This is a genomic window from Bartonella sp. TS82HLJMH (assembly GCF_042193495.1).
In the GTDB taxonomy this organism is placed as follows: Bacteria; Pseudomonadota; Alphaproteobacteria; order Rhizobiales; family Rhizobiaceae; genus Bartonella; species Bartonella grahamii.
On the sequence record NZ_JBHILU010000019.1, the window covers coordinates 3,222 to 21,133 of the forward strand.

Sequence of the window (17,912 nt, forward strand, 5' to 3'; positions counted from 1 at the left end):
GACCTAAAATCCAGCCTAATGGAACAGCACAAAACCGCAACAGTGATGACATTGCTTTATGGAATGAGCTTGTGGATGCGGTGAGAACTATAGGAAAAATGAATGATTGGTCGAAAGCAGAGGTGGCACGGCGCATAGGGATGCCGGATGGGACGTTTTCGCAATGGTATGCTGGCAGTTATGCGGGGCAATTGGGGAAGCAAAATGCAAAAGTTCAACAATGGGTTGAGGTTTTAAAGGAAACGGCGGGGTTTTTGGAGAAGATCCCTGAAAAACCAGCCTTTCAGAGGAATCGAATTGCCAGTGAGATCATTGATACTTTAACACTGGCACAAAGCACGGGGGATATGGTGATGATTACGCTTGATGCGGGCAGTGGCAAGACCGAAACTTGCCGCCATTATCGCTCTACCCGCCCGCATGTTTATCTGGTGACAGCCAGCCCACATACGCGCAGTGTTCACGGTATTTTGAATGATATGGCAGCAGAATTGGAAGTGGTGGAATATAATCCCACCCGCTTAACGCGTGCGATTGGTAAGAAATTAGAGCGCGTGGGTGGTGGCACGTTGTTGATCGTTGATGAGGCACAAAATTTAACGGATGAGGCGATTAATCAGTTGCGCCATTTTGTTGATATTAATGGCACAGGGTTGGCTTTGGTTGGCAATGATGAGATCTCAGGGCGGTTGGTTCATCGTCAAAATGGTCCCTCTTATGCGCAAATTAAAAGCCGTTTGGCGATGCATCTGAAACGGCGCAAGCCCTATAGTGAGGATATTGCAGCGCGCATTCATGATTGGGGGATTGAGGATGTTGGTGCGATAAAGTTTTTGACAGGGATTGGCTTAAAGGCTGGAGCTTTGCGGCAAATTGACAAAACCATGATGTTGGCACGTATGGCCGCGCTTGGAGATGGGTGTGAGGTGACCCTGAAACATGTCAAAGCGGCATGGAAAAACCGTGACGTGGAGGAATTGGCATGATCCCTTTATGCGACAAAGAATTATCCAATACGCTTGTTGGTCTTTATGACGATTATCAACGCGGTTTTGACATTGGAGAGCCGCTTAAATTGTGTGTTGATTTGGCGTTATCGCTTGAATTGGAATTGAGTGTTCACCGTTTGGGGGAAGCGGATGCGGTTTTGGAAGCTGAAGTTGCAGAAGTTTTGGCTGAGTGTGACAGCTCTGATGCGGATGAGAGCAATCGTGTGATTTATATGGATTTTGGAGGCGGAAAATGATGGAACGGAACCCTTATATGGTGAGAGATTGCTTGGTTGCTTTGCGCTCTGCCTTGTTAAAACATGAACTGGATGGGATTTTTTTAAGTGCGAAAGATGTTCGAGAATTGAATGATTATTTGCGCCGCTTGGCAGGCTATAACCACATTTTAGGGCATGAACTTTTGCGGTGTCGTTGGCAATTGAAAGCGGGATGTGCGCCTTCTTCAGGGGAAGTTGTGCCATTTCGTCGGTTTCAAAAAACATAAGGAGGAAGTTGGTGATGAATCCACAAATTGAACTTGAAGGTACGCGTTATATGAAGGATGCAAAAGGGGCTTTGGTGCCGGTAAGCCTGATCCGCCCTGCGGATTTGTTAGAGGATGAAACGGTGCGCAAAATTATGGGTTTTGCGAAAGAGTTATCGGCAAGGATTGCACGTTTTAACAACCATACGATTGCGGATTTGAGTGATTTTGATAGCTTGCTTGCGCAAGAATATGGTGTGGAGCGGCGTGGCAAAAAGGGCAATTGTACTTACACAAGCTTTGATGGTTTGCAACGCATTAAGGTGCAGGTACAGGAAAGTGTTGATTTTGGACCGCAATTGCAAATTGCCAAAAGTCTTCTTGATGAGTGCTTGAATGAGTGGTCTGCGGATGCACGACCTGAAATCCGTGCGATTATTACGCGTGCTTTTAATACGGATAAAGAAGGCAAGGTGAATCGGGGGGAGATCTTTATGCTGTTGCGTTTGGATATTGATGATCCACGTTGGAATGAGGCGATGCGGGCGATCCGTGAGTCATTCCGAGTGACAACATCCAAGGAATATGTGCGTTTTTATGAGCGCGATACATTAGAAAGCGCTTGGCGTGCGGTGACCATTGATCTGGCGAAGACGTGAGGGGGGAGAGATGTCTTTAGCTGTCCTTCATATGGGAAAACGCGCTTTAGGTCTTGATGATGAGACCTATCGCGCACTGCTCTATCGCTTGACAGGCAAGCAATCGGCGAAAGATTTGAACCTTTTAGAGAAACGTTTAGTCGTCGCTGAAATGAAAGCGTGTGGTTTTGAGCCGAATGTGAAGCGTTTAGAGGGTAAATATGCTAAGAAATTACAGGCGCTCTGGATTGCTGGGTGGAATCTTGGCTTGATCCGTGATCGTTCAGATAAGGCATTGCTTGCCTTTGTGAAAAGGCAAACAGGGATTGATCATATCCGCTTTTTACGCGATAGCGATGATGCGAGCAAAGCCATTGAGGCGTTGAAAGGTTGGTTGCAGCGTGAGGGCGGGGTTGACTGGAGAGGGAAAAAGATTCAAGATTCTTGGCAGAAAATGCCAGGATATTTGATTTTGCGTGCCCAATGGAAGTGTTTGAATCCCGATGCTGTGTTTGATGTGGAAGCTTTTCATCAAAGTGTTATGGCGTTAAGTGGTAAAGCTTTGGGTGAGATGAGTGGGGGCGACTTTAGAGAAGTGATGAATGTTTGGGGGCGGAAAATCCGTAAAAGTGTTAAAAGCGAGGGGTAAGCATGCATGCAAGAGGAAATCTATAGCGATTTTCCTGCCTTATTGCGTGAAATAGCTGATGTTGCGGGCAGTGAAGCAGCATGGAATATGATGCGGGCTTTTGGAGGACGAGAAGTTTATATACCCGGGCGTCTTGAAAATGCCGATTGGTTGATTGAAATTGTTGGGTTTGAAGAAGCTGAGCAACTCATCAACCATTTTTGTTTTAATGGTTCTGGTGTGCGCCTTCTGATCCCCCTTGGCAGAGATGCTGAACGGCGGCAAAAAATGGTGCAAGCGTTGCAAAAAGGCTGGTCGGTGGATGCTGCAGCTGCTGTTTCTGGTATGCATGTGCGTACAGCCTATCGCTTGAAGAAGAAAATTTCTTCACAAGAACCACAAGGTTTATTATTCCCAGAGTTTTATGAGTATTGAGAGTTTTGACTGACAGTGTCAGGCTTATATTGGGGACGTGAGATTTCATAAACTGCGAATGGATTTTTATTCATTGAGTGGTTTGTTATGATTTCAATAGATGCCTCTTTTCTTCATCGCCTTGCGCCTAAACTGACGCATCATGCGCGCCAAGATTTTATTATTGTTGAAATGGCACGCGTGTTGCCTGAAGCTTTATCTTATGGGGCGATCACGACACGTTTGCGTGTTGCACATTTTTTAAGCCAATGTGCCCATGAGAGTGATGGTTTTTTTACCGTTTGTGAATATGCCTCTGGGCGCGCTTATGAGGGGCGGCGTGATTTAGGCAATGTCAACCCTGGGGATGGTGTGCGCTTTAAGGGGCGTGGTTTAATCCAATTAACGGGGCGCAATAATTATCGTCGTTTTGCGAAGTTTTGGCGCTTAGTCGATGAACAAGCGGTTGATTGTGAAGCATTTCCGCAAGTGCTGGAAAAGTTTCCAGCAGCGCTTTGGTCTGCTGTTTGGTTTTGGCAGATGAGAGGTTTGAATAAGCTAGCAGATCAAGATGATTGTCTCAGAATTACCAAGGCGATTAATGGGGGCAAGAATGGACTTGTGCAACGTTTGAGCTATTTAAACCGCGCCAAAAATCTTTTGGGACTTGGAGGCGAGGTGAAGGCATGAAACCGTCTTATCGTGGTTCTAGGCTCTATTTGTGGTGGTCCTTTTGGTTTGCTTGGGGGGTTATTTTTTTGCTCGTTTCTGGTGGTTTGTGGGGGGCACCGCATATTGTTGATATGGCAGGTATTTCTATTCCTTCGATGGTGGCGATACTTGTTGGCAATCTGGGTGTGCATCGTGGTTTTGGTTCATTGGATTTTTCCAATAGGAAACATTCCCATAAGCGGCAGAGCAGCTCCTATGATGGGGTGGAGATAACGGGGTGGGGGGATAAGCGCAATGTTTAGCCCACTTTCAAAACTGTCTTTTGGTTTGTTGTTTTTGGTCAGTGTGATGTTTGCGGCTTTTGGCTTTATGAAAGCGCAAGTTTTAAAGGCGGAAAAGGCGCGTGATTTGTATTGGCAGTTGGAGATTGCCAAGGCTTCAGCACGTGCACAGCTTGCGCAGGAGCGGCAAAGGCAAGCAGCGTTTGAAGCCGAGCATCGAGCGCAAGGGGTGATTTCGGCTTTGGAACAAAAGCTTGTGAAAATGGAGGGGGTCAATGCAGTATTGCCAACTATTGGCTGTGGTATTGAGCTTGAGCGTGTGCGCTTGCTCAACAACCAAGCTAAGGGATAGTTTTGCGTATCAGTTTTTATCGGTTGAATTGCCGCCTGTTGTTCGCATGGCGTGTGCCCGCCCAGCTTTATTGCCAGAGCGTGCTTTGAATGCGCGCGAAGTGGTGCACTATTGGGGGCGTGATCGCGCTGCTTTATTGATTTGCGAACAGCGTAGAGGAGCTGCGGTTAAAGCAATTCTAGGCAAAAGAGAGGGGGCTTTCAAGTGAATTTGGATATCAGTGTTGCCAATGGCTGGTTGTCTTTATTGCTCTCGATTGTTGCGATTTGTGGGGTTTTGAGAGCTTATTTTTCTTCTGGCGCGCGGGAAATGCTGAAAGATCTCGTGGTGCTTAAAGAGCGTGTGCAGAAGTTAGAAACGGAGATGGACTTTTTGCCTGATCGCGATGCGATGCAAAGATTAGAAGTGAATATGGAAAAATTGAATGGTCGTCTCAACACGCTTTCTGCGCAATTGCAACCGGTGGCAGCCATTGGTGAGCGCTTGCAAGAGTTTTTACTGGAGAATGCCAAAAAATGAAAGCAGATATGGATAAAATCATCCGTGAAGAAGCGCGGTTAATTATTTTAAAAGGGCTTGCTTGTGAGCGCAGTGAAACTTTATCGAGTGCGATGATCGAGCGGCTTTTATACAGTTATGGCATCCGGCGTGATCGCGATTTTGTGCATAATGAACTGGCTTTTATGGAAGATCAAGGCGCTGTCACATTAAAATGTGTGGGTTCGGTTTTTCTTGCGGCGTTAACAGAACGGGGAGCACGTCATTTAGACCGGAGCTTTTCCATTGAGGGGATTAAGCGGCCTAAACGTTCATCAATAAAAGACGAGGTGAAGGATGCGCAAGGTCGGGCGTGGACGCTTAACGGCGATTGATTTATTGCCGCAAGCTTGTGATCAGATTATTGCTGCGGCTGCTGAGGCTTTAAATGGGCGTGAGAAGACACAAATGGCTATTTATGGTGAGTTTAAAGCGGCTTTGAAGGCTTTACAAAAGGAAACGGGTTTAAGCTTTTCTATTCCCTCTTTTTCCAGTTTTAATCGTTATTCTTTGCGTTTAGCGGTGATGTCAAGGCGCCTAGAACAAACCCGTGAAATTGCAGCAAGCCTCTCGCAGCGCTTTGATGCTAAAGCTTCTGATAATATTACTCTGTTGACGGCAGCAGCGATTAAAGAATTGATTTTTTCCACGTTAAGCAGTGGCAAAAACCTTTCACCAAAAGCGGCACAAGAATTGGCCAATGCGCTCAAAGGGGTTTTGGCGGCTGAACATTTGTCGACCACGAGGCGGCAAAAGTTGGAAAAAGATTTTGCTTCCAAAGCAAGCAAAGCGGTTGAGATGGCAGCGGCAGCAGCGGGGCTCTCTAAAGAGCGCGCGCGGGCTATTCGTGCGCAGGTGTTGGGGGTTAAAAATGGCTGAACAGCTCCTCTCAAAAAGTCATGTCTTTGATCATCAGAGCGGTTTTGATATTTGGCAGGCAAGTACTTTTCCTCAAGAGCAAGATCCTTTGGAGGAAGGTGTTTTGATGGCGCATCAATGCGCATGGATTGAAGATAAGTCCCCATTAAAATTGGTTGAAAAGGGGCGGCGGACCGGCATTACTTTTGCGGAAGCTTTGGATGATACCCTTATTGCGGCAGCAACCGTTAATGCTGGTGGCGATAATGTTTTTTATATTGGAGATACCAGAGACAAGGGACGTGAATTTATTGGTTATGTGAGCAATTTTGCCAGGGCAATCACTCGTAATAGTGGGGATGTGGAGGAATTTTTATTCTCTGATCAAAGGGCGGATGGGTCAACAAAATATATCTCAGCTTATCGGGTGCGTTTTGCTTCAGGTTTTCGGATTGAGGCGCTTTCTAGCCGCCCTGAAAATATCCGTGGGTTACAAGGTATTGTAGTGATTGACGAGGCGGCGTTTCATCAAGATGTGCGGGCTGTTTTGGATGCGGTCAATGCTTTGTTGATTTGGGGAGGCAAGATCCGTGTGATCTCTACCCATAACGGTGTGTTAAACCCTTTCAATGAATTGATCCGTGAGGCGCGAGCAGGAAAAGTGCCTTTTTCGGTGCATTGTTACCCCTTTGGTATAGCGGTTAAAAATGGCTTGTTTAAACGAGTTTGTGCCATGAAGGGGGAGGTGTGGAGTTTAGCATCTGAACAACGATGGGAACAGCAGATTCGTGCCTCTTATGGGGTGCGTTTGGCTGCTATGCGCCAAGAATTAGATGCCATACCGGCTGATCAAGAAGGGGCGGCTTTAACGCGTTTGCAGATTGAAAATTGTTGTGCGCCTGATATTGCGGTGTTGCGTTTTGCTTGTGTGGATGATTTTAAAAATCAATCGGATTATCAACGAAGTCAAGCTGCTTTTAATTGGTGTGAGGGGCGCTTAAAGCCTCTTCATATTGGGCTTGACCGACGGCGCCAACATGTTTTTGGTGTTGATTTTGCCAGATCGGGTGATGCGACATCCATTGTGGTAATGGAAGTGGGGCAAGATCTGGTGCGCCGTGTCCGGTTTATGGTGGAATTGCGCAATACGCCGTTTGATCAACAAAGAGAGATTTTATTTTATGTGGTGAATGGCTTGCCGCGTTTGTTGGGGGGCGCTTTGGATGCACGGGGCAATGGGGCTTATTTAGCGGAAAAGGCGGCGCAGCGTTATGGGGCTTGTGTGAGGGAAGTACAATTGTCGCAAAGTTGGTATGGCAAAGAAATGCCGGCTTATTTGGAAGCTTTTGGGGATGGGTCCATTGTTTTGCCGCGCGATAGTGACATTGTTGCCGATCATCAAGCGCTTGCTTATGTCAATGGCATTGTGAAAATTCCAGACAATCATCGCTTTAAAGGCAGTGACGGTTTTATGCGCCATGGGGATAGCGCGATTGCTTGCGCTTTGGCTTATTTTGCCAGCCGCCAAACTCCTGAAATTTATGATTATACACCTGTGAGAGAGGCTTATCGTTTTGAGGAAAGCTCGCTCTTTTCAACCCCTTTTTTTTCAACAATGCGATCAAAGATTTATTGATGGGATGATGAGATGGTAAAACTTTTAGATCAGTGGGGCAGGGCGCTTCATATCAAAGGGCTAGAGCGGGAGGTGGCAGCGCCTACCATTGGCGGTGTTCGTGATGTGTGGTCACAAACCATTGTCAGTGGTCTGACCCCTGCGCAACTTGCTGATATTTTACAACAGGCAGCACGGGGGCATCCAGAGCAGTTTTTCCAACTTGCCGATGATATGGAAGAGCGTGATTTACATTATCGAGCTGTGCTTGGCATGCGTAAAAATGCTCTCACAGGGGTAGAGCCTGGAGTGATTGCCGCAAGCAACAGTGCCTTGGACAAAAAGATTGCGGATGCGGTGCGAGAAGTGATTAGTGCACCCACTTTTGTTGATGATTATGTGACGGATTTGTTAGATGCTTTGGGAAAAGGCTATGCGGTTGTTGAAACCTTGTGGGACAAGAGTGCCAAGGAATGGTGGCCGGTTGCTTGGAAATGGCGTGACCAGCGGTTTTTTCAATTGGATCGACGGGATGGTTTTCATTTGCGTTTAAAAGAAGAGGGCTCTCACTATGGTATTGAGTTGCCTGCTTATAAATTTTCCATTCATCGCCCAAAGTTAAAAAGTGGGTTGCCTATCCGCACGGGGCTTGCACGGCTTGCGGCTTGGGCATTTTTGTTTAAGTCTTATACGCTGAAAGATTGGATGGCCTTCTTAGAAGTTTACGGCATGCCGTTGCGTGTTGGCAAATATGGTGCGAGCTCTTCTCATGAGGAACGGCGGGTTCTCATTCAAGCAGTGCGTGATTTATCCAGTGATGCGGCAGCAATTATTCCCAAAGAGATGGAGATTGAATTTATTGAAGCGGCAGGGGGCAGTGGCAATGCGGTTTTTGGTGTCAAGGCGGAATATTTAGATCGGCAGATTTCAAAGGGTGTGTTGGGACAAACGATGACGACGGATGATGGTTCGTCCTTTTCGCAAGCGCGCATTCATGAAAATGTGCGCCATGATATTGCCAGAGCTGATGCACGGCAATTGGCATTGACAGCCAATCGTGATTTGATTGTACCTTTTGTTGAGATTAATTTTGGGCGCCAAGAGCGCACTCCCCTTGTCTATTGGCCGATTTCGGAAAATGAAGATATTAAAGCGATTAGTGATGCGCTGGAAAAACTCGTGCCTTTAGGTTTGCGTGTTGGGGCGCAAGAAGTGCGCAATAAGATTGGCTTTTCGCAACCAAAAAAGGAAGAAGATGTTTTAAAGGCTCCTGATAATGCGCTTGATGATGAGAGGGGACAAGAGGATGGTGAGGCAAGACAAAAGGCTCCTATTTGTGCTGATTGTGGGGGTGCTTTTGATGTTTCTGTGACAAGAGAGGGCAAGGGTGGAAAAGAGCAGGGTGGGAAATATCACGACGAATTGGACCGGCTTTCTGAAGAAGCTTTAAGTGACTGGGAAGAGGACTTAGAACCCCTTTTAGAGCCTTTTAAAAAGCTTGTGAGAGAAGCAAAAAGTTATGAGGATATCCTAAAAGGCTTGGATGAATTGCTCGGTAAAATGGATCATCACGCATTAGCAGCGCGCTTGGCAAAAGTACAAATGATTGCACGTGGGCTTGGGTATCATGGATGAGGAACTTTTTAAAACCGCCCCTAAAGAGGTCACCCGTTATTTTGAAGCCAAGGCACTTGTTCCAAGCTTTGATTGGCGTGATGTGGCACCAGAAGAACATGCTTTTTCCTTTACGGTGGCAAAATCGGTAGGCTATGACATTTTGGATGATTTTAAGCGAGCCGTTGGAGAAGCCATAAAACATCAAGTTCCTTTTCAAGAGTTTCAAAAAAATCTGATGCCGATTTTGCAAGAAAAGGGTTGGTGGGGGAAAAAATTAGCAATTGATCCTGTAAGCGGTGAAAAGAGCGTGGTGCAATTGGGCAGCCCACGGCGTTTAGAAACGGTCTATTGGGCCAATACCATGAGTGCGCATGCGGCAGGTGAATGGGAGCGCACACAAAATAATAAAGAATTTTTGCCCTATCTCACCTATGCTTTGTCGAGTTCAGAACATAAGCGTTTAGAACATGAAAGTTGGGTGGGGTTTACTGCACCTGTTGATGATCCGGTTTGGGATTGGCTTTATCCACCCAATGGTTGGCGGTGTAAATGCAGTGTGCGACAGGTAAGCCGTTATGAAGCAGACAATTTAGGCTATGAAGAGGGGGCAGAGCCACTTCATGTTAAAAAGCAGGTTTGGCACAATAAGCGAACGGGACAAGTTGAAAAGATACCAAAGGGGATTGACCCTGGATGGCATTTGAACCCTGGGAAACATCGGGCGCAAAATTTAAATCATTTTTTGAGTGATAAAATTTCCGTGATGGGGGACAATCGCAAGCGCATTGCCCTTGAAGATATTGTGGGTTCGCCAATTTTGGAAGCCATGTTTGAAGGACGGATGCCGCGCGGCTTTATACCCATTGCACCGATACCACAAAAGGTGGGTGATGTTTTTGCAGCGGAAAATTCTCTTATTCGCTTATCCTCAGACAGTGTGAAACATATTTTGTTAGAGCATCAAGCGCGAGCTCTTCACTTGGATGATTTTCGTGGTGCCATTCAAACACTCATCCGCCCCTATGGAATTATCAGACGCAAAGATACGCAGGGCGTTATTTTTTTTGGTGAAAATGATGGGGTATGGTGGCGCTTAGCGGTTAAATTTGTGGCAAGCAAACAAGAATGGTGGCTGACCTCTATGCATAAAAAAAGCTCTAGAGAAATTGGACGCTTATTGGATGCGGCTGAAAAAAAGGGCGAGAGGTTGTTGTAAAGAAAACAACAGGAAGAAAGTCTTGTGTTCTTAACGGAAAAGAGGCGAGGAAAATGAGAAGGCGTGGAGGGCGGTCAACTCCTCGCAGATCCGGTAAAACCGTCCTGGTATAACTGGCTCACGCCTCGAAGATAATGTAACAGTTTAAAAGTTTAAAAGCAATCTCTCAAAAAACGACTTGAGAAAAACCATGTTGGCTTTTGTGAAGAGAGCCGATGTTTGAGAAAATAAGAAGGCGTGGAGGGCGGTCAACTCCTCGCAGGTCCGGTAAAACCGTCCTGGCAAAACTGGCTCACACCTTACCTCCAATGATATAATGTTTTTAAGCCAAAAAGCAATCTTTTAAAAAAAACGGCTTGAGAGAGGCTTTTTTTGTATAAGATGATAAATTGTACCTCTCACTTCACAACGGCGCTCTATCGCCTTTGAAGTGCCTTTGAAAACGATTTTATGGGATGGTTTAGCACGGGGGTTTCTCTCACAAGGAGAATAATAGGGAAAAGAGTGTTTTTTTGAGAAATGCTCTTTTGACTGACAGTGTCAGACTTATAGTAGGAGTCAGTTTCATGCATTGTATTGCCAATGACAATTGTAAAGCAATAGGCAATGTATGGAACAGGAATTTCACGAAGATCAAAAAGATGGGGATGCCCAGACATTTTATGATGGGACATTTCATGCTGCGTTAATAGATCTTTGCCCAGACGTTTTATGCCAAGACATTTCATGTGAAGACGCCACCATTAGCCAAGCGCCTGAGTGGGTAGAGTTGTTGCCCAAAGCGCCCCATGTGAAGGCACGTGATGGAAGGCAATGGCATTATAACCCGCAAACTATTTTAAAAGCTTTTGCAGCCAATAAAGGACCGCTTGTGATTGATTATGAGCATGGGCAACATCACCGTGCGAGAAATGGTTTAGAAGCACCTGCCAGTGGTTGGATTGAAGAATTAGCAGAGCGGGATGGTGCGATTTGGGGGCGTGTTAAATGGACCGATATGGCTACCAAAAAGATTATTGCCCGAGAATATCGCTATCTTTCGCCCGAGTTTCGCCATTCCAAGAAAGGTGAAATTTTGAATTTAGCCGGTGCTGGTTTGGTGAACCGTCCAGCCCTTGTCATGACGGCTTTAAGCCGTGAACAGCCTTCCCCTATAACTTTGACGGAGAAAATGATGGATTTGACAGCCATTGCCAGTGCACTATCGCTGGCAGAAGATGCTAAAGCGGATGAGGTTTTAGCAACGCTTAAAGCGCGCGAAAAGGAACGCGTGGAATTAAATGCCCAATTAAAAAAAGCGCGAGAAGATTTAGCGCTTTTGCAAGAAGAGCAAAAAAACAGTGCCATTGAGAGTCTTTTAGATAAGACCATTGAAGAGGGCAAGATTTTGCCGGCTGCTCGCGAGGAATATCGTGCGCTCTGTGCCCTTGAAGGGGGGATGGAGCATTTTAAAAGTTTGGTAGAAAAATTGCCGGCGCTTGCCTCAACAAGCCCTCTAGAAGTGTGTGCCTTAGCACAAGAACCAAAGCTTGCTCCAGAAGAGGTTGCCCTTGCGGCACGTCATTATCAGGAAGAGCAGAAGAAAAAAGGCTTCGACATCACCATTAGCCAAGCGGTTGAGTATATTAGCGAGCAAAAGGAGCGCCAATCATGAGTACGATGATTTTAATTAAATCTTTTCGCGCTGGAGATGTGATCTCACCTTATTGCATTGTTGCAGCCCGCGGTGAGGGAATGGTGGCAACGGCTTCTGGTAAGGGTGATAAATTATTAGGGACTGCTGGGTCTTGTGAAGCCAAAGCTGGTGAGATGCTTGATGTTGGCCAATGTGGTTGGGGCGAAGTGGTTTGTGGAGGCAATGTTTCCTTTGGTGATTTTTTGACCTCTGACCCAAAGGGGCACGCCATAAGGGCAGAAGCAGCAGATCGCACCATTGGTATTGCCATGAGTGATGGTTCTGCTGGTGATGTTATTTCTTTTAAAATTAATTAATCGAGGCTTAAAATGAACAGACCTTTTCCCATTGATCCAACACTCACTGCTATTGCTATTGGTTATCGCAATCCAGCAGGTTCTCTTATTGGCGATAAAGTTTTGCCACGCGTTTCTGTTTTAAGTGAGGTGTTTAAATATAGTGAATTTCCCTTAGCGGAAAATTTTACCGTTCCTGAACTTGAGGTTGGGCGAAAAGGGCGCCCAAATGTGGTGGAATTTTCTGCCTTTGAACGGGAAGCCAGTGTCAAAGATTACGGGCTTGATGATTTGATTCCCAATTCAGATATTGAAGCAGCGGCACGCGCACGGGCGGAGCGACGCTCTCGTTATAACCCCGAAAAGACAGCTGTGGAAGGACTTGCCAATTTGCTAGAATTGGGGCGTGAAGTGCGTGTTGCAGCCCTTGTGCAAAGAAGTGAAAATTACGCATCAGAGCGCGTGATAACGCTTAAAGGTGAGAATAAATTCAGTGATTATGAGAAATCTGATCCTTATGCCACTTTAGATGAGGCGATGGATAAAAGTCTCGTCTATACGCCCAACACCATTGTGATGGGTAAAGTTGTTTGGTCAAAACTCAAACGTCACCCGAAAATTATCAAAGCTGTTAAAGGTGGGGGCACTGCTGATGGTTTTGTCACCAAGGCGCAATTTGCAGATCTGATGGAAATACACCCCGATCGCTTACTCATTGGTGAATCGCAAGTGAATTTAGCCCGCAAAGGGCGCACAGCACAATTGGCGCGGGTCTGGGGCAATAAGATTGCACTGCTTTATATTGACCCCACCAAACAACAGGCGGATGGATCGGTCATCAGTTGGGGCTTTAGTGCCCAGTTGGGCGAGCGTTTGTCTGGAGTGATCAATGATCCAGATATCGGCTTGTCAGGCGGTAAACGGGTGCGTGTGGGGGAACGTGTGTGTGAATTGGTTGCCGCAAAAGATGCCGGCGTTTTGTTGCAAGAAGTTGTCTAAGGGAAACTTTTAAACATGGCTTATGCAAGCAAAAGATTGATTGAAGAGCTCTGGGGTGATGATTTCTTGGACGATTTATGCGGGATGGATGAGAATTCTGATCCAGTTCTTTTAGAGCAAGCCATTGCCCGCGCTCTCGAACAGGCAAGCGGTGAGATTGATGTGCATTTGTCTCATCGCTACTGCGTCCCCATTGCTGGACAGCCGGCGGCTTTGGGTATGATCTGTGTCAATATTGCTGTTTATAATTTAGCCATACGCCATACGGCACTGACCACGACCATTGAAGATCGTTACAAACAGGCGGTTGAACTCTTGAAACGCATTGCGGAAGGCAAAGCGGGTTTAGGCATAGATGAGCCTAAAATTATGAGCGAAGATGGTCCCGTGCGTGATGGGGCTTTTTTCCATGCTAAGCCGCGTTTGATGGGAAGGTAACATGTCTGTTTCAACCCATATTGAGATTAAAGAGATGGGGCTTGAAGCGGCTTTATCCTTTTTGCAAAAAGGCGCTGAGAGCTCGATGGGAACTTTGGCACAAGGGGTGGGGCGTCTTATCCAAGAGAGCACAAGGCGGCGGATTCAAAGCGAAAAAACCTCTCCCCAAGGAGAGAAGTGGAAAAACAATCATGCCCGCACCTCCATTCTTTATGCCAGTGGGGCGCTTTCACGCTCCATTGATATGAAAGCTTCACCAGAACAGGTGATTGTGGGCTCTGGGTTGGTTTATGCGCGGATTCATCAATTGGGTGGGGTTATTCACCCGAAAAATGGCAAGACACTGCGCTTTTTTCTTAAAAGCGGTAATGCACACCGCTTTGTTTGTGTGCATCAAGTGACCATGCCCGCACGCCCTTATTTGGGGCTTTCAGAGCGCAATAAAGTGGAAATTGTCAAAGCGGCAGAAGATTGGCTGGAAAGGGTCTTTTCATGAGTCAAACGATCACACAAGCAGGGCGTATTAATCAGTTTCGTGAAGCGGTGATAGGGAGCCTTAAAGGCGCTTTGCCGGATGTGCGTGATTGCGGCTGTCAATTTGGACGCTTTAACTTAGAAGAACTTGAAACACAGATGCTGGTGGCTCCAGCAATACGGGTTGCGGTATTAGAAAGCCGTTTCAATTCTGTAGCAAGTGGACACATGAGTGCGGATTTTCATTTAGGGGCTTTTATTATTACCACAGGTAAAGAGCGTGATGTTTCCAGTTGGCTTCTGGCAGAAGCTATTGCGGTGCTTTGTCATAGCGGGCAATTGTGGGGGCTAACGCATTTGAGTGCCCCGCGTGAGGTGCAAATTGAACCGATTGTCTCTGTGGCGATTAAGCAGCGTGGTGTATCGATAAGCGTGGTGGAATGGCACCAAGATTTATATCATTTGGGACAGGATATTTTTTGTGATGAGGGACAACTCAAAAGTGGTTTGATTTCATGGGATAATGAGGTGGGGGCATGAATGACGCACATCTCTTAAGTGATACCTTGCGGCAAATCATGAAGCGTCTTGATGCGCTTGAACGCTGTCTTGCCAACCAACACATGATCGGGCGGGTTGTGCAAGTTGATGGCCATAGGGTGCGGGTGAAACTTTCCGAACAGGGTTCCAATGGACAAGCGGTTTTATCGCCTTGGCTACAAGCGCAAGAGGCTTCTGGCGCTCTCTCAAGCAATATGCCCCTCCATGTTGGTGATCCGGTGCGGTTGTTAAATCCCCATGGCGAAATTGGTTCTGCCTCTCTGGTGGTGCGCGATAGTTATAGTGAGGATGCACCTAATCCCGCACGCTCTTTCCAAGAACTTGCTCTGTGTTATGCGGGTGGCGCTTTGCGTATCACGAAGGATGAACTCATTCTCTCCCATGGGGAAAACCAAATCCATTTGAGTGAAAAAGGTTTGGTGCTTTCTCATCAATCAACCCGTGTTGAATTAACGGGTAGTGTGCACATTCAAGCAGAAGATTTGCAGCACAATCAAAAATCTGTTGGCGCAAGCCACAAACACGGTGGGGTCAAAATGGGTCCCTCCACAACCTCTTACCCCCTTTAAAGGAGTTTATCATGCGTGAGAACACTTATGTTATTTTAACCAATGCCGATTTTGTTGCTGGTCAACGTTCACCGGGCAAAGGTGAGGAAATTTGTTTAAGTGAAGAGGCAGCAAAATACCCTTTGCTGCTTGGTCAGATTGCTGAAAAACCAGCCCCTGTTGTTGCTGCGGCCCCAACGGTTTCTACCACAAAGACAAGCAAAGGGGCTTAAAGCATGCGGTGCGGGATGAGCGAAAAGGATGGCTCTCTTTTATATGGTTGGGACCATTGTCAACAGTCACTCCGTAAATGTTTGACGACAAGGATTGGGACACGGGTTTTGCGTCGTCATTATGGATGTGATGTTGGAGCATTCCAAGACGCCAATGCTGATCCTGCGACGATGATGCAGCTTTATCAAGCAATTGTTGAAGCACTCGATGATCCAGAGTGTGGAGAGCCTGGGTTTTCGTTGCAGAGGATTGATCTGACAAAAGCAACGCGTGAAGGCACATTCCATTTTGTTTTAACGGGTGTTTTTTATCCCAATGGGCATTTGGGGGATTGGTCACACAAAGAGCCAATGAGTATTGATTTAGAGGTTGGTGATGACTGAGTTTGAACCTTTATCCATTCCACAAATTCCCCCTCCACAACTCCCTCTCCCACAAATTATTGAAGAGCTTTCTGTTGAAGCCATTTTAGAGCAAAAGATCACGCGTTTGACTGAGCTTTTTGCAGCGCATCATATTCCTTATAATGTGGAAAAGACGGCTTATGATCCGGTGGTCATTCAATTGCAAGCGGCCGCTTATGAAGAGTTGCTATTGCGCCAGCGGATTAATGAAGTGGCGCGGGATAATTTACTCACATTTGCGCGTGGAACAAGTTTAGATCATTTGGGGGATTTTCATGGGGTCACGCGCCTTTTGGATGAAGATGATGAGCGTTTGCGCCGCCGTATTCGCTTGAATAGACAAGGACATTCCACAGGTGGCACAGCGCCACGTTACCAATATTTTGCCCTCTCAAGCGATATCCATGTCAAAGATGCTTTTGTTTATCGTGAGGGTAAAAGTCCACTTATTCATGTTGCGCTTTTTAGTGACGCCTCTTCAGGGGTGGCTGATGAAGCTTTGATTGCCAAGGTACAAGCAGCCCTTGATGCCCCCTATGTTAAAATGACCAATGACCACATCCTTGTGAAAAGCGCGGTGCAACGGATGATCAATGTTTCTGCTGATTTTTGGTTGTTACCGGATGAAGGCTCCTTTGTTTTGGAAAGAGCGGAGCAGAATTTAAGAGCAGAATGGGCGCGTGCGCAAAGGCTTGGGCGTGATTTGTCTTTAAGTTGGATACTAAGCCGCTTGATGGTTGAAGGCGTTCACCATGTAAACATAACGCAACCCTTTGAGGATATTTTGGTCGCACCTGATGAAGCGATCGCACTAGGGGATATTGTTTTGTCTGAACGGGGGCGTGCTTATTGATGCTTTCCTCACTTTTGCCCCCGAATTCTAGCTTATTTGAACGTTGTTTTGCAGAAGCAATGGCTTTTGACCCTCACGTTAAAACTGCACTCGAAGAAATACCTCGCGCGAAATTTATCACGCGTCCGCCTTCTTGGTTGCCCTTTTTAATAGACGAATATGGCTTACAAGAATTAAACCCTTATTTTTCTAGCCTTTATGATTTAATTGATCAGGGTCTTGCATGGCAAAATATTCGCGGCTCCCTTGCTGCAATAGAGGTGGGGCTTGAATGGCTAGGGATTTCGGCACGCTTTACGCCCGCATGGACGGGGCGGGCATGGTGGAACTCCTTTCAACTTGATTTTGATCAGTTGCCTGAACGGAAAAGCCTTGAATCCATTGAAGCAATTACCGACCTTTCCAAAAGTTTGCGCTCTGATTTTCGTCGAGGGACCTATGGTTATGATGTACAAGCCATGGAAGGCAATATGTCACGCCTTGATGACAGCATGTTGGAGTATGAAAGCGGTGTTCACTTAACAGCTGGGGGCACTTTGTTTTCCTTTGGACGCACAACAGAAATCAATCACACGCTGGGAGAAGAAGAAGGCAGGCTTATTGGCAATTGGATAGAGGATGGGGATGAAGAGTTAAGCTGGGAACAAATTGATTATCCATGGGACATGGCAAACTTTCCGTGGTGTTCGGTCAAAAAACATGAACGCGATATGCTGATGGCAGAATGGTTTCATGGTCGCACGCTTTATCTCGTGTTAAGAGACAGCCAAGATGGCGTGATTGGGTATCGCAGATGCTATGCTGTAGCGCCTGTCGAACAAGCTTTGGAGGGGGTTTACAGCCATTGTGGTAACAGATTTAACCCTTCCACAACAGGCACTCTGTTGTTTCTGGCAGCACGCACAGACTTTCACGATGTTGACGGCAAACAAACCGCCTCTGTTTCCCTTCTCGTTCATGGCTCCCTAAAAGAGCAGACACCCCCTGGCAAGCTTTGGTGTGACGCCAATGAACTGAAGGGCGGTGTAGAGATACTCAAAACACCCATTAATATTCCTTTGCGTGCCGATGTTCGCGAACAATTCAAGATTTTATTGAGGTTTTAATATGAAGCATGAAAGTGGTTTAC

At 46.5% G+C, this 17,912-nt stretch carries 27 protein-coding genes; all 27 read left to right on the forward strand.

Annotated elements, in window-relative coordinates; genetic code table 11:
- Positions 1-986, forward strand: a 986-nt coding sequence (locus tag ACFIKO_RS07885) for an AAA family ATPase (protein ID WP_375673690.1), incomplete at its 5' end; no start/stop codon positions are given.
- Entirely contained in the window at positions 983-1,246 is a 264-nt protein-coding gene (locus ACFIKO_RS07890; RefSeq protein ID WP_375620358.1) for a hypothetical protein, read from the forward strand. The genes ACFIKO_RS07885 and ACFIKO_RS07890, both read left to right, overlap by 4 nt.
- On the forward strand, positions 1,243-1,494 hold the full coding sequence (locus tag ACFIKO_RS07895) for a hypothetical protein (protein WP_375620359.1): 252 nt from the start codon (positions 1,243-1,245) through the stop codon (positions 1,492-1,494). Before ACFIKO_RS07890 ends, ACFIKO_RS07895 begins: the two co-directional genes overlap by 4 nt.
- Positions 1,495-1,508: 14 nt before the next feature.
- A complete protein-coding gene (locus ACFIKO_RS07900; RefSeq protein WP_375620383.1) occupies positions 1,509-2,132 on the forward strand; it encodes a DUF3164 family protein in 624 nt (207 codons plus the stop codon).
- Positions 2,133-2,142: 10 nt separating this feature from the next.
- A complete protein-coding gene (locus ACFIKO_RS07905) occupies positions 2,143-2,760 on the forward strand; it encodes a gp16 family protein (protein ID WP_375620360.1) in 618 nt (205 codons plus the stop codon).
- 6 nt (positions 2,761-2,766) lie between these two features.
- Positions 2,767-3,174: a helix-turn-helix domain-containing protein gene (locus tag ACFIKO_RS07910; RefSeq protein ID WP_375620361.1), complete on the forward strand. Its 408-nt coding sequence runs from the start codon at positions 2,767-2,769 to the stop codon at positions 3,172-3,174.
- A gap of 87 nt (positions 3,175-3,261) precedes the next feature.
- A complete protein-coding gene (locus ACFIKO_RS07915) occupies positions 3,262-3,843 on the forward strand; it encodes a glycoside hydrolase family 19 protein (RefSeq protein WP_375620362.1) in 582 nt (193 codons plus the stop codon).
- Positions 3,840-4,127: a hypothetical protein gene (locus ACFIKO_RS07920; protein ID WP_375620363.1), complete on the forward strand. Its 288-nt coding sequence runs from the start codon at positions 3,840-3,842 to the stop codon at positions 4,125-4,127. The genes ACFIKO_RS07915 and ACFIKO_RS07920 overlap by 4 nt, the downstream gene beginning before the upstream one ends.
- Positions 4,120-4,458, forward strand: a complete 339-nt coding sequence (locus ACFIKO_RS07925; protein WP_375620364.1) for a hypothetical protein — start codon at positions 4,120-4,122, stop codon at positions 4,456-4,458. The genes ACFIKO_RS07920 and ACFIKO_RS07925 overlap by 8 nt, the downstream gene beginning before the upstream one ends.
- Positions 4,459-4,504: 46 nt before the next feature.
- Positions 4,505-4,666, forward strand: a complete 162-nt coding sequence (locus ACFIKO_RS07930) for a hypothetical protein (protein ID WP_375620365.1) — start codon at positions 4,505-4,507, stop codon at positions 4,664-4,666.
- Complete coding sequence (locus tag ACFIKO_RS07935) at positions 4,663-4,977, forward strand: DUF2730 family protein (protein ID WP_375620366.1); 315 nt, start codon at positions 4,663-4,665, stop codon at positions 4,975-4,977. Before ACFIKO_RS07930 ends, ACFIKO_RS07935 begins: the two co-directional genes overlap by 4 nt.
- A complete protein-coding gene (locus tag ACFIKO_RS07940; protein WP_375620367.1) occupies positions 4,974-5,330 on the forward strand; it encodes a hypothetical protein in 357 nt (118 codons plus the stop codon). The genes ACFIKO_RS07935 and ACFIKO_RS07940 overlap by 4 nt, the downstream gene beginning before the upstream one ends.
- Positions 5,293-5,874, forward strand: a complete 582-nt coding sequence (locus ACFIKO_RS07945; protein ID WP_375620368.1) for a phage protein Gp27 family protein — start codon at positions 5,293-5,295, stop codon at positions 5,872-5,874. Before ACFIKO_RS07940 ends, ACFIKO_RS07945 begins: the two co-directional genes overlap by 38 nt.
- Positions 5,867-7,489, forward strand: coding sequence for a hypothetical protein (locus ACFIKO_RS07950; RefSeq protein WP_375673693.1), 1,623 nt, complete (start codon positions 5,867-5,869; stop codon positions 7,487-7,489). The genes ACFIKO_RS07945 and ACFIKO_RS07950 overlap by 8 nt, the downstream gene beginning before the upstream one ends.
- A gap of 12 nt (positions 7,490-7,501) precedes the next feature.
- Entirely contained in the window at positions 7,502-9,103 is a 1,602-nt protein-coding gene (locus tag ACFIKO_RS07955; RefSeq protein ID WP_375620370.1) for a DUF935 domain-containing protein, read from the forward strand.
- Positions 9,096-10,301 carry a phage minor head protein gene (locus ACFIKO_RS07960; protein WP_375620371.1) on the forward strand — a complete coding sequence of 402 codons (1,206 nt, stop codon included), beginning with the start codon at positions 9,096-9,098 and terminating at the stop codon, positions 10,299-10,301. Before ACFIKO_RS07955 ends, ACFIKO_RS07960 begins: the two co-directional genes overlap by 8 nt.
- Positions 10,302-10,911: 610 nt before the next feature.
- Positions 10,912-11,955 carry a phage protease gene (locus tag ACFIKO_RS07965; RefSeq protein WP_375620372.1) on the forward strand — a complete coding sequence of 348 codons (1,044 nt, stop codon included), beginning with the start codon at positions 10,912-10,914 and terminating at the stop codon, positions 11,953-11,955.
- A complete protein-coding gene (locus ACFIKO_RS07970; RefSeq protein ID WP_317993214.1) occupies positions 11,952-12,293 on the forward strand; it encodes a hypothetical protein in 342 nt (113 codons plus the stop codon). The genes ACFIKO_RS07965 and ACFIKO_RS07970 overlap by 4 nt, the downstream gene beginning before the upstream one ends.
- A gap of 12 nt (positions 12,294-12,305) precedes the next feature.
- Positions 12,306-13,271: a capsid protein gene (locus ACFIKO_RS07975; RefSeq protein ID WP_375620373.1), complete on the forward strand. Its 966-nt coding sequence runs from the start codon at positions 12,306-12,308 to the stop codon at positions 13,269-13,271.
- A 15-nt stretch (positions 13,272-13,286) separates the two neighbouring features.
- On the forward strand, positions 13,287-13,709 hold the full coding sequence (locus ACFIKO_RS07980; protein ID WP_375620374.1) for a gp436 family protein: 423 nt from the start codon (positions 13,287-13,289) through the stop codon (positions 13,707-13,709).
- A gap of 1 nt (position 13,710) precedes the next feature.
- Positions 13,711-14,205 carry a phage virion morphogenesis protein gene (locus ACFIKO_RS07985; RefSeq protein WP_375620375.1) on the forward strand — a complete coding sequence of 165 codons (495 nt, stop codon included), beginning with the start codon at positions 13,711-13,713 and terminating at the stop codon, positions 14,203-14,205.
- On the forward strand, positions 14,202-14,723 hold the full coding sequence (locus tag ACFIKO_RS07990; RefSeq protein WP_375620376.1) for a hypothetical protein: 522 nt from the start codon (positions 14,202-14,204) through the stop codon (positions 14,721-14,723). The genes ACFIKO_RS07985 and ACFIKO_RS07990 overlap by 4 nt, the downstream gene beginning before the upstream one ends.
- Entirely contained in the window at positions 14,720-15,313 is a 594-nt protein-coding gene (locus ACFIKO_RS07995) for a baseplate assembly protein (RefSeq protein WP_375620377.1), read from the forward strand. The genes ACFIKO_RS07990 and ACFIKO_RS07995 overlap by 4 nt, the downstream gene beginning before the upstream one ends.
- 11 nt (positions 15,314-15,324) lie before the next feature.
- On the forward strand, positions 15,325-15,525 hold the full coding sequence (locus ACFIKO_RS08000; RefSeq protein ID WP_375620378.1) for a hypothetical protein: 201 nt from the start codon (positions 15,325-15,327) through the stop codon (positions 15,523-15,525).
- A 3-nt stretch (positions 15,526-15,528) separates the two neighbouring features.
- Positions 15,529-15,909 carry a GPW/gp25 family protein gene (locus ACFIKO_RS08005; protein ID WP_375620379.1) on the forward strand — a complete coding sequence of 127 codons (381 nt, stop codon included), beginning with the start codon at positions 15,529-15,531 and terminating at the stop codon, positions 15,907-15,909.
- Complete coding sequence (locus ACFIKO_RS08010) at positions 15,902-16,783, forward strand: baseplate J/gp47 family protein (RefSeq protein ID WP_375620380.1); 882 nt, start codon at positions 15,902-15,904, stop codon at positions 16,781-16,783. Before ACFIKO_RS08005 ends, ACFIKO_RS08010 begins: the two co-directional genes overlap by 8 nt.
- The gene (locus tag ACFIKO_RS08015) at positions 16,783-17,889 is read left to right on the forward strand and encodes a phage tail protein (RefSeq protein WP_375620381.1); all 1,107 of its coding nucleotides are present in this window, start codon (positions 16,783-16,785) and stop codon (positions 17,887-17,889) included. The genes ACFIKO_RS08010 and ACFIKO_RS08015 overlap by 1 nt, the downstream gene beginning before the upstream one ends.
- Positions 17,890-17,912: the final 23 nt, after the last annotated feature.

Coding starts and splice junctions, on each gene's coding strand:
- ACFIKO_RS07890 (WP_375620358.1), top strand. CDS start 983: ATGATCCCTTTATGCGACAAAGAATTATCCAATACGCTTGTTGGTCTT.
- ACFIKO_RS07895 (WP_375620359.1), top strand. CDS start 1,243: ATGATGGAACGGAACCCTTATATGGTGAGAGATTGCTTGGTTGCTTTG.
- ACFIKO_RS07900 (WP_375620383.1), top strand. CDS start 1,509: ATGAATCCACAAATTGAACTTGAAGGTACGCGTTATATGAAGGATGCA.
- ACFIKO_RS07905 (WP_375620360.1), top strand. CDS start 2,143: ATGTCTTTAGCTGTCCTTCATATGGGAAAACGCGCTTTAGGTCTTGAT.
- ACFIKO_RS07910 (WP_375620361.1), top strand. CDS start 2,767: ATGCAAGAGGAAATCTATAGCGATTTTCCTGCCTTATTGCGTGAAATA.
- ACFIKO_RS07915 (WP_375620362.1), top strand. CDS start 3,262: ATGATTTCAATAGATGCCTCTTTTCTTCATCGCCTTGCGCCTAAACTG.
- ACFIKO_RS07920 (WP_375620363.1), top strand. CDS start 3,840: ATGAAACCGTCTTATCGTGGTTCTAGGCTCTATTTGTGGTGGTCCTTT.
- ACFIKO_RS07925 (WP_375620364.1), top strand. CDS start 4,120: ATGTTTAGCCCACTTTCAAAACTGTCTTTTGGTTTGTTGTTTTTGGTC.
- ACFIKO_RS07930 (WP_375620365.1), top strand. CDS start 4,505: ATGGCGTGTGCCCGCCCAGCTTTATTGCCAGAGCGTGCTTTGAATGCG.
- ACFIKO_RS07940 (WP_375620367.1), top strand. CDS start 4,974: ATGAAAGCAGATATGGATAAAATCATCCGTGAAGAAGCGCGGTTAATT.
- ACFIKO_RS07945 (WP_375620368.1), top strand. CDS start 5,293: ATGCGCAAGGTCGGGCGTGGACGCTTAACGGCGATTGATTTATTGCCG.
- ACFIKO_RS07950 (WP_375673693.1), top strand. CDS start 5,867: ATGGCTGAACAGCTCCTCTCAAAAAGTCATGTCTTTGATCATCAGAGC.
- ACFIKO_RS07955 (WP_375620370.1), top strand. CDS start 7,502: ATGGTAAAACTTTTAGATCAGTGGGGCAGGGCGCTTCATATCAAAGGG.
- ACFIKO_RS07960 (WP_375620371.1), top strand. CDS start 9,096: ATGGATGAGGAACTTTTTAAAACCGCCCCTAAAGAGGTCACCCGTTAT.
- ACFIKO_RS07965 (WP_375620372.1), top strand. CDS start 10,912: ATGGAACAGGAATTTCACGAAGATCAAAAAGATGGGGATGCCCAGACA.
- ACFIKO_RS07970 (WP_317993214.1), top strand. CDS start 11,952: ATGAGTACGATGATTTTAATTAAATCTTTTCGCGCTGGAGATGTGATC.
- ACFIKO_RS07975 (WP_375620373.1), top strand. CDS start 12,306: ATGAACAGACCTTTTCCCATTGATCCAACACTCACTGCTATTGCTATT.
- ACFIKO_RS07980 (WP_375620374.1), top strand. CDS start 13,287: ATGGCTTATGCAAGCAAAAGATTGATTGAAGAGCTCTGGGGTGATGAT.
- ACFIKO_RS07985 (WP_375620375.1), top strand. CDS start 13,711: ATGTCTGTTTCAACCCATATTGAGATTAAAGAGATGGGGCTTGAAGCG.
- ACFIKO_RS07990 (WP_375620376.1), top strand. CDS start 14,202: ATGAGTCAAACGATCACACAAGCAGGGCGTATTAATCAGTTTCGTGAA.
- ACFIKO_RS07995 (WP_375620377.1), top strand. CDS start 14,720: ATGAATGACGCACATCTCTTAAGTGATACCTTGCGGCAAATCATGAAG.
- ACFIKO_RS08000 (WP_375620378.1), top strand. CDS start 15,325: ATGCGTGAGAACACTTATGTTATTTTAACCAATGCCGATTTTGTTGCT.
- ACFIKO_RS08005 (WP_375620379.1), top strand. CDS start 15,529: ATGCGGTGCGGGATGAGCGAAAAGGATGGCTCTCTTTTATATGGTTGG.
- ACFIKO_RS08010 (WP_375620380.1), top strand. CDS start 15,902: ATGACTGAGTTTGAACCTTTATCCATTCCACAAATTCCCCCTCCACAA.
- ACFIKO_RS08015 (WP_375620381.1), top strand. CDS start 16,783: ATGCTTTCCTCACTTTTGCCCCCGAATTCTAGCTTATTTGAACGTTGT.